Annotated in this window: 11 protein-coding genes; 5 read left to right on the top strand and 6 right to left on the bottom strand. The window is 61.4% G+C overall.

Annotated elements, in window-relative coordinates; all coding sequences use genetic code 11:
- Positions 1-51: 51 nt before the first annotated feature.
- The 6 genes from B0H98_RS04805 to B0H98_RS04780 all read right to left on the bottom strand — a co-directional run bounded on the left by B0H98_RS04805 (position 52) and on the right by B0H98_RS04780 (position 6573).
- Positions 52-978, bottom strand: a complete 927-nt coding sequence (locus B0H98_RS04805; RefSeq protein ID WP_106373939.1) for an electron transfer flavoprotein subunit alpha/FixB family protein — start codon at positions 976-978, stop codon at positions 52-54.
- 48 nt (positions 979-1026) lie between these two features.
- Positions 1027-1776 (bottom strand): electron transfer flavoprotein subunit beta/FixA family protein, encoded by a 750-nt coding sequence (locus tag B0H98_RS04800; protein ID WP_106373938.1) that lies wholly within the window; start codon positions 1774-1776, stop codon positions 1027-1029.
- Between the two features lie 192 nt (positions 1777-1968).
- Positions 1969-3357 carry a hypothetical protein gene (locus B0H98_RS04795; RefSeq protein ID WP_106373937.1) on the bottom strand — a complete coding sequence of 463 codons (1389 nt, stop codon included), beginning with the start codon at positions 3355-3357 and terminating at the stop codon, positions 1969-1971.
- Positions 3354-3824, bottom strand: a complete 471-nt coding sequence (locus B0H98_RS04790) for a PaaI family thioesterase (RefSeq protein ID WP_106373936.1) — start codon at positions 3822-3824, stop codon at positions 3354-3356. Before B0H98_RS04790 ends, B0H98_RS04795 begins: the two co-directional genes overlap by 4 nt.
- Entirely contained in the window at positions 3824-5422 is a 1599-nt protein-coding gene (locus B0H98_RS04785) for a class I adenylate-forming enzyme family protein (RefSeq protein ID WP_106373935.1), read from the bottom strand. Before B0H98_RS04785 ends, B0H98_RS04790 begins: the two co-directional genes overlap by 1 nt.
- Complete coding sequence (locus B0H98_RS04780; RefSeq protein ID WP_106373934.1) at positions 5422-6573, bottom strand: acyl-CoA dehydrogenase family protein; 1152 nt, start codon at positions 6571-6573, stop codon at positions 5422-5424. The genes B0H98_RS04785 and B0H98_RS04780 overlap by 1 nt, the downstream gene beginning before the upstream one ends.
- Positions 6574-6764: 191 nt before the next feature.
- Between B0H98_RS04780 and B0H98_RS04775 the strand changes: the two genes are divergently transcribed.
- The 5 genes from B0H98_RS04775 (at position 6765) to B0H98_RS04755 (ending at position 12465) form a co-directional block, all read left to right on the top strand.
- The gene (locus tag B0H98_RS04775; RefSeq protein ID WP_106373933.1) at positions 6765-8288 is read left to right on the top strand and encodes a 3-hydroxyacyl-CoA dehydrogenase; all 1524 of its coding nucleotides are present in this window, start codon (positions 6765-6767) and stop codon (positions 8286-8288) included.
- Between the two features lie 19 nt (positions 8289-8307).
- A complete protein-coding gene (locus B0H98_RS04770; RefSeq protein ID WP_106373932.1) occupies positions 8308-9516 on the top strand; it encodes a 3-oxoadipyl-CoA thiolase in 1209 nt (402 codons plus the stop codon).
- A gap of 98 nt (positions 9517-9614) precedes the next feature.
- A complete protein-coding gene (locus B0H98_RS04765; protein ID WP_106373931.1) occupies positions 9615-10436 on the top strand; it encodes an IclR family transcriptional regulator in 822 nt (273 codons plus the stop codon).
- 80 nt (positions 10437-10516) lie between these two features.
- Positions 10517-11629: an MlaE family ABC transporter permease gene (locus B0H98_RS04760; RefSeq protein WP_106373930.1), complete on the top strand. Its 1113-nt coding sequence runs from the start codon at positions 10517-10519 to the stop codon at positions 11627-11629.
- The gene (locus tag B0H98_RS04755) at positions 11623-12465 is read left to right on the top strand and encodes an ABC transporter ATP-binding protein (protein WP_479715053.1); all 843 of its coding nucleotides are present in this window, start codon (positions 11623-11625) and stop codon (positions 12463-12465) included. The genes B0H98_RS04760 and B0H98_RS04755 overlap by 7 nt, the downstream gene beginning before the upstream one ends.
- Positions 12466-12468 lie beyond the last annotated feature (3 nt).

Raw genomic sequence — 12468 nt, 5'->3', positions numbered from 1 at the left:
TTCACTATCAGGCAGCAAAAGGCCCCTTGCGGGGCCTTGGTATCGAGCACTTTACAGCTTGCTCTCGAGCTCGGGCAGCAGCTCGAATAGATCGCCCACCAGCCCGTAATCTGCCACCTGGAAGATCGGCGCCTCGTCGTCCTTGTTGATTGCGACGATCACCTTGGAGTCCTTCATCCCCGCCAGGTGCTGAATCGCCCCGGAGATGCCCACGGCGATATACAGATCCGGGGCAACGATCTTGCCGGTCTGCCCCACCTGCATGTCGTTGGGTACGAAGCCTGCGTCCACCGCCGCGCGGGAGGCGCCCACCGCCGCGCCCAGCTTGTCGGCAATGCCGTCGAGCAGCTTGAAGTTGTCGCCATTGCCCATGCCGCGTCCGCCGGAGATCACGATCCTGGCGCCGCCAAGCTCCGGACGGTCGGATTGAGCAAGCTCTTCCTTGACGAACTGCGACTGGGCGTTTTCGACCACCGTATCGACAGTTTCAATCGCCGCGCTGCCGCTCTCGTTCACCGCGTCGAACGCCGTTGTACGCACGGTCATCACTTTCAGCGCATCGTCGCTTTTCACCGTGGCGATGGCGTTGCCGGCATAGATCGGGCGCTTGAAGGTATCGGCGCTGTCGATGGCCAGCACCTCGGAAATCTGACTGACATCCTTCAGCGCGGCAACCCGAGGCAGCACGTTCTTCCCCGTGGTGGAGGCGCTGGAGAGAATATGGGTGTAGTCGTCGGCCAGCGCCACGATCAGCGCGCTTAATGGCTCGGCGAGCTGATGGGCGTAGACGCTGTGATCGGCCAGACGTACACGGCTGACGCCCTCAAGCCTGGCGGCGGCGTCAGCTGCAGCTTGAACGCCTTCGCCGGCTATCAGCACGTCGATGTCACCGCCAATCTGCTGGGCGGCGGCCACGACGTGGGCGGTGGCGGCGGCAAGCTCGCCTTCATGAAGATCGGCAAGAACCAGAATGCTCATGGTATGGACTCCTTTTCAAAACGGGGAAGTGGTTGAAGCAGCCTTGGTTTAAAGCACTTTGGCTTCGTTCTTGAGCTTGTCGATCAGCTCATCCACCGAGGCCACCTTGACCCCACCCTTGCGCTCCGCCGGGGTTTCGACCTTCACCAGGCTCACTCTTGATGCCACCTCGACGCCGTAATCCGCCGGCGCCTTGGACTCCAGCGGCTTCTTCTTGGCCTTCATGATATCGGGAAGCTTGGCGTAACGCGGCTCGTTCAGGCGCAGGTCGGTGGTGACGATTGCAGGCAGCGTCAGCGCCACGGTCTGCAGGCCGCCGTCGATCTCGCGGGTCACGTTGACCTTGTCACCTTCAACCACCACTTCGGATGCAAAGGTGCCCTGAGGCATATTGGCCAGTGCAGCGAGCATCTGACCGGTCTGGTTGTTGTCGGTATCGATGGCCTGCTTGCCAAGGATCACAAGCTCGGGCTGCTCTTCTTCCACTACCTTGGCCAGCAGCTTGGCCACCGCCAGGGATTCGACACGTTCGTCAGTTTCGATATGAAGCGCCCGGTCAGCCCCGAGTGCAAGCGCGGTGCGCAGCTGCTCCTGAGCAGCCTTCGGGCCAATGGATACGGCGACCACTTCCGTGGCAGTGCCCTTCTCTTTAAGACGCACGGCTTCTTCCACGGCAATTTCGCAGAAGGGGTTCATGGCCATCTTGACGTTGGTCAGATCGACATCGCTGTGATCCGCCTTGACGCGAATCTTGACGTTGTAATCGATGACGCGCTTTACCGCGACGAGAATTTTCATAAGGCATGCTCCAGGCGATCAAGACGAGTATTCATATCGCTGACAGTGGTAACGCTCGTATTCATAATGTTTGTATGGACAAAGGGTTATATCGACAAAGTTTAATTTCGCATAGCAGAATGATATTTCAATTTGTAAAAATACAATAAAAAAACGCCGAACAAAGGTCAAGCGCTTCCTGTCGGCAGGCGGTTAAAATGGTGCCCACACGAACCAGACAGCCAGCAGTGGAATCGCGATTGCCAGAAATCGACCGTTCCATTGATAGCCAATCAGCGTCGCCCGGACCCCGGTAAAGCGCGACAGAATCAGCATCGATGCCGTCATGGGGGAAGACATGAGCGCCAGCGCCCAGCCCACCATCAGCGAGGCACCCACCATGGCCGGTGAAAGTCCTTCAATGCGTAGCGTGGGTAACAACCCCACCAGCAACGTCACGGTAACGATGGGGTTGACGCCCACCTGAGCGAGCCCCACTACCATCAGCATGGCAAGCACTGCGGTAAAGGTGCCTAGCGAATCCAGTACTGCCAGCAGTGGCGCCAGCTGCTGGGTATCGATCAGGCCCACACACAGGTGCCCCAAATAACCCGCCGCCCCCAGCACCACGATTTCGTTGGCACTGGGAGAAAGCAGCCAGGGCAGCTGACGATGCAACGCGCAGGCAGCGGCCGGCAGGCCTGCATAACCCAGTCTGCGCCGCTGCCAGGCAAGCCAGATCAGCGCCGCGGAGGGTGCGCCGAGCAGCGCAGCAATCGGCAGGCGTAGCGTCAGAAGCCACGCAATCGAGAAGACGAGAGCCACAATCCCTATCAGCAGCATGGCGAACTGCCCAAGCGGGCGCAGCGAAGGTGACGCGAGCTGAACACGATTGGCAGGAGGATGCGGCCCGGTAACGAAATCAACTGCCCAGCCCACCGCGAAAATCAGCCCAGCCGCGCCCAGAATAAACGGCGCGAGTTCCCACCAGGTGATCTGGGGCAGACTCGACAGCACGACGGCTACCCCAATACCCATGGGGGAAATCAGCGGCGCGAGGGCAAAACCTCGTAACAGGGCCAGCATCATGCGGCGGCGGCGCGCCTCGCGCACCCAGGTGCGCCCTTGGGCCGCCTCAAGCGTATTGCTTTTCTCGATCATGGCGGCAAACAGGTTGAGCACGCCGATGTTGAGGATAATCCCGAACAGCGCCGAGCCGAGGGATAGAATCGGATAGCGGCGGCTGGGAAGTTGCAGCAGCATGCTCTGCCCGCAGCGGCGCACCAGGCGCGAGCGATAGGCCGGCAGGCGCAGCATGCTAAGCGCCACTACAAAAGTGGCGAAGAAGGCAAATCGGCCACCGGCCTCAAACAGCAGCTGCCCAGGGGCGGGCGAGCGCCAGAGCGCGAGCAGTGTCAAAAGCCCGGCGGCTATCAGCAGCCCCCAGGCCATACGGCTTAGCTGCCCGGCCAGGGTAGCCAGGTAGCCTGCGAGCGCGGCAATGCCGATGCCTTGGGCGACACCACTGCCGACGACCAGGTGGATCAGCGTAGCACTCGTGACCAGCAGCAGTAGCGAAACCCGCAGGCGGGCCAGGGTCACTCGCGAAGCGCCCGCAGCTGCGCAATGGGCAACCCCTCAGGAGATTCGCTGCCCGGGCGGCGCTTGAACGAGCCTTCACCCATGGCGACAAGATTGCCTTGGGAGTCGACGATATCCGCGCTTGCCATGAAGATCTTGCGCCCACCGCCGCGCAACACGCCGGTTGCACGCAGTACGCCGTGCCTGGCCGGGCCCACGAAGGTGGTGCTGAGCGAGAGGGTGACGGCGCGCCGGGCGTTACCCGCCACCGGGCAGTAAAGCCCGGCCAGGCTCAGCGCGTTGTCCAGCATCGAGGCGAGCACCCCGCCGTGAACGTTGCCGCTGCGGTTCAGGTGCTTCTCGTCCAGTGCAAGCTCGACCACGGCGCGCGCCTCGCTCCACTCGACCACGTAAAAGCCCAGCAGGTCATTGAAACCACCGGGCTCATCGGTCTGATCGCCGGTTTGTGTCTCATCGGTCAAGCGCATCACTCGCTCTCCTGCTGGGCCAGATCCCGCAGCCGCCCCTTGAGAATCTTGCCGCTGGCGGTCGAAGGCAGCGCGTCCATGAGCACAATCTGCGTGGGACGTTTGTAAGGCGCCAGCCGCTCAGCGATAAAGGCTTTGAGTTCAGACATATCGATCTCCACGCCGGGCTCGCACTGCACGAATGCCACGACCTCCTCGTTTCCAGCAATCTGACGGCCTACCACGGCGGTAAGCGTGACCGCCGGGTGTTCGTTGATCACCGCCTCGACATCCGGCGGATAGATATTGAATCCCGAGCGAATGATCAGCTCTTTACTTCGCCCGACAATATACAGCTGGTCGTCGTGATCGATGCGCGCGATATCACCGGTATTGAGCCAGCCATCCTCGGTCAGGGTGACACGCGTGGCCTCGGGCTGGCGAAAGTAGCCTTTCATGATGTTGGGGCCGCGCACCCACAGCTCGCCCACTTCATCACCGGGCTGCTCGCTCGTGCCGCTATCGCCAAGCGGCTCCAGGCGGTACTCGAGTAGCGGCAGCACGCGGCCTACAGTACTGCTGGTGTGGCGGTCATCGATACGTGTCTGGCTGATGGTCGGGCTGGCTTCGGTAAGTCCATATCCATTGTGCAGGGTCAATCCGAACGTCGCCTCCACGCGGGTCTTGGTATCGCTGTCCAGGGGTGAGCCGCCAGCGGAAATATAGATAAGCTCCGGTGCCTCCAGCGCGCGCCGTTCGCGTTTCACGAACTCAAGCGCACGAGCGTACATGGCCGGCACACCTTGAAGCACGGTGATGCGTTCATCCTTGAGGGCGGCCAGCAGATGGGCGGCGTCAAAGCGCGGTACGGTATAAAGGCAGGCGCCGTTGTACAGCGAGCCCATGCACACCGAGGAGAGCCCGAACACGTGCGACATCGGCAGCACGCCGTATACCCGCTGGCCCTCGCTCAAGTGGCGCATGCCGCCGGAAATCGAAGCAATGTACAGGATGCCACGGTGAGTCAGCATGACGCCCTTGGGCGTGCCCGTGGTGCCCGAGGTATAGATCATCGCCGCCACTTGCTCGGCACCGCTTGCGTATACCGGCTCAGAGTCGGTTTCATACAGAGGCGAAATGGCCAGCCCGCCCAGCTGAGGGTGCTGGTAGCGGCCCGCCCCATGACGCTCGGCGTGCGCACACGCTTCCGGCGAGGCATCACAGGTATAGAACACCCGCCGGGGCAGGCAGTTACCTTGAATCAGGTCGACTTCCTGCGCGGAGAGGCGCGAATTGACGATCGCCACCCAGACATCCATTTCGCTGGCCGCCAGCAGCAGGACCACCAGGGCGCGGCAGTTTTCGCTCACCGTCATTATCCGGTCGCCGGGACGAATATCCATTCCCCGCAGCCAATCGCAAGCGGCGCATATCTCCTGACCAAGCTCTGCGTAACTCCAGCGCACGTTACCGTCGACGAGGGCGGGTTGATCAGCCAGGCGCTGAGCGTTCTCCAGCACCCGGGTGCTTAGCCGTTCGGGCAACTGGGCGATGAGTTCACTGGCCAGGTGCCCGAAGATCGCTTCATCCGGCGCCTGGTAGGTAACCGACAGGGCCATCAGGACGCCTCCCGCACCATGTTCCGGGCAATCACGATCTGCTGAATCTGTGTGGTGCCTTCATAGATACGGAACAGGCGCACGTCGCGGTAGAAACGCTCGACAGCATATTCGGACATGTAGCCCGCCCCGCCGTGCACCTGCACCGCACGGTCTGCCACTCGGCCCACCATCTCGGCGCAGAAGAGCTTGCAGCAGGAGGCCAGCGTCGAGACGTTTTCGCCGGCATCCTTGCGCCTTGCGGCATCCATCACCATGGTCTTGCCGGCGTAGGCTTCGGTCTTGCTGTCGGCGAGCATGGCCTGAATCAGCTGGTGCTCGGCCAGAGCCGCGCCAAACTGCTTGCGCTCCATGGTATAGCGCAGCGACTCCTCCACCAGACGCTCGGCCACCCCCACGCATACTGCCGAGATATGCAGCCGGCCGCGGTCGAGTACCTTCATGGCGGTCTTGAAGCCCTGCCCCTCCTTGCCGCCAATGATGTTCTCGGCCGGCACTCGGCAGTTCTCGAAAATGATGTCGCAGGTATGCGCCCCCTTCTGGCCCATCTTGTTATCCGCCGGGCCACGATGAAGCCCCGGCGTGTCGCCTTCCACGATAAATGCGGAGATACCGCCAGCGCCTTTATTATCCGGATCGGTACGCGCCATGACGGTATAGAGGTCGGCTTCAGGCCCGTTGGTGATGTAGCGCTTGGTGCCGTTCAGGATGTAGTGGTCGCCATCGCGCACCGCGGTGGTACGCAGGCTGGCCGCGTCGGAGCCGGAGTCGGGCTCGGTCAGGCAGAACGAGCTCAAGATCTCGCCAGTCGCCAGGCGCGGTACGTACTTGGCTTTCTGCTCCTCGGTGCCGTCAATCAGAATGCCCTGAGCGCCGATACCATTATTGGTGCCAAATACCGAGCGAAACGCCGGCGAGGTCTTGCCGATCTCCATGGCCACCAGCGCTTCTTCTTCCATGGTCAGGCCAAGGCCGCCGTACTCTTCGGGAATCGAGAGTCCGAAAAGGCCCATCTCTTTCATCTCGGCGAGAATCTCCGGCGGCACCGCGTCCTCTTCGGCAAGGCGCGCCTCGTTGGGAATCAGGCGCTCGCGAACGAAACGGGCAATGGTATCGACTAGCTGGCTGATCAGTTCGGGGTCACGAATCATGGCGGCTCCTGGCGGCAAGGAATGGTTATAATGGGTTGCGAACCGCTATGTTTCGCTTTGCGAAATCAGCGTCCACATTGCTTGTCAGGCACTTTTGCATAGCCTAGGATGGCAGTCAATAATCGGAATACCATTTTGCAATGCAAAACCATAACGTATAAAAGACATTAATGGCCGCGAGGATCCAGCGTATGGCGTTTGAATCGACCCCCTCTTCCTTTACCACACTCGGCATTGTAGGTACCGGCGCCATGGGCCGGGGTATCGCTCAGCTTGCCGCTCAGGCAGGGCTTGACGTCGTTCTCTTCGATGTCCAGCAGGGTGCTGTCAAAGAGGCGAAAGCCTTTATAGAAGGCTTGTGGCAGCGAAGCGCGGAAAAGCAGCGCATCACCGTTGAAAACGCTCAGCAATACAGCAAGCAATTACGCGAAGCCAATGCCCTGACCGAGCTTGCCGATTGCGATATCGTCGTTGAGGCCATCGTGGAAAAGCTTGAGGCCAAGCAGGGGCTTTTCAGCGAACTGGAAGGCATCGTGAGCGCGCAGGCAGTGCTTGCCACCAACACCTCGTCGCTTTCGGTCACGGCGATTGCCGCAGCCTGCCAGCATCCGGAACGCGTGATCGGCTTTCACTTCTTCAACCCCGTACCGCTGATGAAAATCGTCGAGGTCATTCCCGGCCTGCGCACGCACAGCGATGTTACCCGACGCGTTACTGCACTCGGTGAGGCCATGGGCCACTTTACGGCCCTGACCACCGATACCCCGGGGTTTCTGGTCAACCACGCCGGGCGTGCCTTTGGCACCGAAGCACTGCGTATTCTGGGCGAAAGCGTGGCCGACCCGGCCACCATCGACCGCATCATGGTGGATCAGGGCGGGTTTCGCATGGGGCCATTCACGCTGCTGGATCTGACCGGGCTGGATGTCTCCCATGCGGTGATGGAGTCCATCTACCACCAGTTTTACGAGGAACCGCGCTTTCGCCCCTCTCCGCTCACGCGCCAGCGTTTGAGCGCCAACCTGCTGGGCCGCAAGACCGGCGAGGGCTTCTACCGCTACGTGGATGGCCAGCAGCAGATGCCGGACGAGCCTGAAATTGCCTCGGTGTCAGCCTGCCCGGTGTGGATCAGCCAAGACGACCCGCAAAGCGCGAAGCTGCTCGCCGAACTCCTCGAAAGTGCTGGCTGGGCGCTGGAAAGTGATGACACACCCTCTGCCCAAGCGCTTTGCCTGCTGACGCCCTTTGGCGAAGATGCCACCGGCTGCGCCCTGCGTCAGGGCCTCGACGCCAGGCGGTGCGTCGCCGTGGACATGCTCGCCGGGCTCGAGAAGCGCCGCAGCTTGATGGGCACACCCATCACTCAACCTGAATACGTGCAAGCCGCCGCACACCTGCTCCACCACGACGGCACGCCGGTAAGCACCCTTTCGGACAGCAACGGCTTCGTTTTGCAGCGCATTACCGCGTGTATCGTCAATGTGGGCGCCGAGATCGCCCAGCAAGGCGTGGCCGACCCCGCCACCCTCGACCGCGCCGTGGAGCTTGGCCTGGGCTACCCCTTTGGGCCGCTGAAAATGGGTGACCACTACGGGGCGGCGCGCATCATGACGATCTTGAACAACCTGCTTGAGGCGACCGGCGACCCGCGCTACCGCCCAAGCCCCTGGCTACGCCGCCGTGCCGAGCTTTCGATGTCACTGACAGCGGCTTGATGACAACAAGGAGCCTTACATGCAAGACGCCTACATTTATGACGGTATTCGCACGCCCTTTGGCCGCCATGGCGGCAGCCTTGCCGCCATTCGCCCGGATGAGCTTCTGGGCCTGACGCTCAAAGCGCTGGTAGGGCGCAACCCGTTTGCCCTGGAAAGCTATGAAGAAGTGCTGGCCGGCTGTACCAACCAGGCCGGTGAAGATTCGCGCAACGTGGCCCGCCACGCTAGTCTGCTGGCCGGGCTGCCCATCGATGTGGCCGCGCAGACCGTCAACCGCCTGTGCGGCAGCGGCCTTTCGGCCATGATGGATGCCGCCCGCGCCGCGCGCCTGGATGAGGGCGAGCTGTTTCTGGCCGGCGGCGTGGAATCCATGTCCCGGGCGCCTTTCGTGCTGGGCAAGGCAGAGTCGCCCTACGCCCGCCACCAACCCATGTTCGATACCGTCATCGGCTCGCGCTTTCCCAACCCCTGGATTGCCCAGGAGTTCGGCAGCCACAGCATGCCGGAAACCGCTGACAACATAGCCCATGATCTGAACATCGGCCGCGAAGCAAGCGACGCCTTTGCCGCGCGCTCCCAGGCCCGCTACGCGAAAGCGCTGGCCGGCGGCTTTTTTGAGGGCGAAATAGTCGGCGTCGAAGTCCCACAGGGGCGCAAGCAGCCGCCGCTGCTGGTGGATAAGGATGAGCACCCGCGCCCTCAAAGTACCGAAGACAAGCTTGCCAAGCTGGGCGCGCTGTTCGAGGGCGGCGTGGTGACCGCCGGTAACGCTTCGGGCCTGAACGACGGCGCCGCGGCGCTGATCGTGGGGAGCAAGGCCGCTGGCGATAAGGTTGGCCTCACCCCGCGGGGGCGCATTGTGGCAAGTGCCGTCGCAGGCGTAGCCCCGCGTGTCATGGGGCTGGGCCCGGTACCCGCCTCGAAGAAAGCGTTGGCACGTGCGGGCCTTACGCTTGACCAGATGGACGTGATCGAGATCAACGAAGCGTTTGCGGTTCAGGTGCTGGGCTGCGTGCAGCAGCTTGGCCTTTCATCCGACGACAGCCGGTTGAATGCCAACGGTGGCGCCATTGCCATCGGCCATCCGCTGGGTGCATCCGGGGCTCGCCTGGCGCTCACGGCGCTTCGGCAACTGGAAGCCACCGGCGGGCGCTATGCGCTGGTCACCATGTGCATTGGCGTTGGGCAAGGCATTGCGACGATCATCGAGCGCCTGGACAGCTAACGCCTGTACACGGTGTTGTTCGTTGAAGGCGAAAACAGCTGCCCTGAAACAGGTATGCGATAATGGGCGCTATAAGTCACCTCTTGTTGGAAGATTGAATGCACCCCATCGACACTGAAGCCGATGATTCGCAACTACCCGGAAAAGATCGTAACTTCGTGACCGCGCTTGCGCGCGGTCTTGAGCTGTTGCGCGCCTTTGGCACGGGTGAAGAGTATCTGGGCAACGCCGAGCTTTCCAAACGCACGAGCATTCCCCGCCCCACGGTTTCCAGGCTGACCTACACACTGACCCAGCTGGGGTATCTTCAGCACAATACCCACCTGGAAAAATACCGTCTTGGCCCGGGCGTGCTGGCGCTTGGCTATCGTTTCCTGGCCAACATGGGGATTCGTGAGGTGGCCCGGCCGCATCTGCAGACGTTTGCCGACTCCACCGACTGCAACGTCAGCCTGGGCGGTGCGGACCGTCACGACATGGTGTATCTGGAAACCTGCCACGGCAGCGGCCCCTTGATAATTCGCCTGGATGTCGGCTCACGGTTGCCCATCGCCACGTCCGCCATCGGCCGTGCCTGGCTGTGCGGTCTACCCGCTCCCCGGCGCCAGCAGGTGCTTCAGGAGCTGGCAGCGTTTCATGGCAGCGACTGGCCTGCTCTGGAAAAGGGTATCCAGCGCAGCATGGAGGATTATGCCAAGCATGGCTTCTGCTTCTCTGAACAGGATTGGCAGCGTGACATCAGCGCCGTTGCCATGCCCCTGATTCTTGAAGATGGCGCAGAAATCATGGCGATCAACTGTGGCGGTTCCAGCCTGCGCCTGGACCATGACCGGCTGGTCAATAGCCTGGGCCCCCGGCTCAAGGAGGTCGCCTCTCAGATCAAGCAGGAGTTGGCGCCAAGGAGTCGATTGATCGGCTAACTCGCCACGGCAGCCTTTCCCTAACGCTTGTTTGAATGCATCATAGAGACTAATCGAGGAACAGGCGTATAGGAGCAGGGATGCCGAGCGAATGGATTACACGCCAGGATGACAAACTAGTACTACAGGGCGAGTGGACGCTTGCCCACTTCCCGCAGTTGAAAGACGCGGTGAAGCCCTATCTTGAAACCCAGGCAGAGACTATCTCGCTGGTGGATATCGAGCGCCTGGATACTGCCGGCGCCATGCTGGTCATCGATATCATTGGGCTTGAAAACGCGCAGACGGTCGATGACTGGGCAAGCGAGCTATCCAAGGAGCAGCAGGCGCTGCTGCTGCGCATTGCCGAGGCCATGGACGCACCCTTGGATGTCGAGAAGCAGCGTACCCGGCGTCTCACTGACAAGCTGGCGGATATCGGCGAGTACATGGCAGGCCTCTGGTCTCAGCAGCGCCAGCTGTTGGCCTTTATCGGTCTGGTGCTTGCCACCTTTTCGCAGACCCTGTTCAAACCGCGCCACTGGCGTTTGACCGCCACGGTAGCGCACATCCAGCAAAGCGGCCTTAACGCGGTACCTATCGTCATACTGCTGACCTTCATGGTCGGTGCGGTGGTGGCCTTTCTGGGCGCCACCGTGCTGGAAGACTTTGGTGCCACCGTTTATACCATCGATCTCGTGGCCTTTTCGTTTCTTCGTGAATTCGGTGTTCTGCTGGCGGCCATTCTGCTGGCAGGACGTACGGCCAGCGCCTTCACCGCGCAACTGGGGGCAATGAAGTCCAACGAAGAGATCGACGCTTTAAAGGCTCAGGGGCTCGACCCCATAGAGCTTCTGGTACTTCCCCGAGTAATGGCGCTGCTGGTCAGCCTGCCGCTGCTGGCGTTTATCGGTATGCTCAGCGGCCTGGTGGGCGGCGCGCTGGTCGCCGTACTATCGCTGGATATTTCTGTTGGTCAATTCATGACCACCCTGCAAAAAGATGTCTCGGTGGTGCACTTTCTGGTGGGCTTGAGCAAGGCGCCGGTATTCGCTTTCGTCATTGCCGTTATCGGCTGTCTGGAAGGCTTCAAGGTCAGCGGCAGCGCCCAGTCAGTAGGGGCACACACCACGTCAAGCGTGGTGCAATCCATTTTCATGGTGATCCTGATCGATGCGCTGGCGGCACTCTTTTTCATGGAGATGGGCTGGTGAGTACACAACATCCCCCAAACAGCCCGGCAACCGACGACGACTCATCGGCACCGGCCATCAAGGTGCGTGACCTGGAAAACCGCTTTGGCGATCATGTCGTGCATGAATCGCTGGATCTTGACCTGTTGAGCGGTGAAATACTCGGTGTGGTGGGCGGCTCTGGCACCGGTAAATCGGTACTGCTGCGCAGCATCGTGGGACTCAAGCGCCCCGATGCGGGTCAGATCGAGGTGCTGGGCAACAACTTGAGTGCACTGGACGATAAAGAGCGCAGCCAGATCGAGCGCCGCTTTGGCGTTCTGTTTCAGCAAGGGGCGCTGTTCAGCTCGCTCAACCTTCAGGAAAACGTGGCGCTGCCGCTGATCGAGCACGCCAAACTTGAAAGAGAGGATGCCGAGCGCATCGCCCGGGTGAAGCTTTCGCTGGTCGGCCTGGAGCCGGAAGCGGCCTTGCAGTATCCGGAGTCGCTTTCTGGCGGGATGATCAAGCGTGCCGCCCTCGCCCGCGCGCTGGCACTCGACCCGGACATCCTGTTTCTTGACGAACCCACGGCGGGCCTTGATCCGATCGGTGCGGCCGCCTTCGACCAGTTGCTGGTGACTCTGCGCGATGCACTGGGCTTTAGCGTGTTTCTGGTGACCCACGACCTGGATACGCTGTACGCCGCCTGCGATCGCGTCGCGGTGCTTTCGCAAAAGCGCGTGCTGGTGGTAGATACCATCGACAAGGTGGCCGACACCGACGACGAGTGGATTCGGGATTACTTTCACGGCCCCCGCGGCCGGGCGGCGGAACAGTCCGCCACCTCTTCAACGCCTCAGACAAGGAGTGAGTAGCAC

Source organism: Vreelandella songnenensis, from assembly GCF_003002925.1.
GTDB lineage: Bacteria > Pseudomonadota > Gammaproteobacteria > Pseudomonadales > Halomonadaceae > Vreelandella > Vreelandella songnenensis.
The sequence above is the reverse complement of the archived record's forward strand: the minus strand, read 5'-3'. Positions and strand labels throughout refer to the sequence as shown.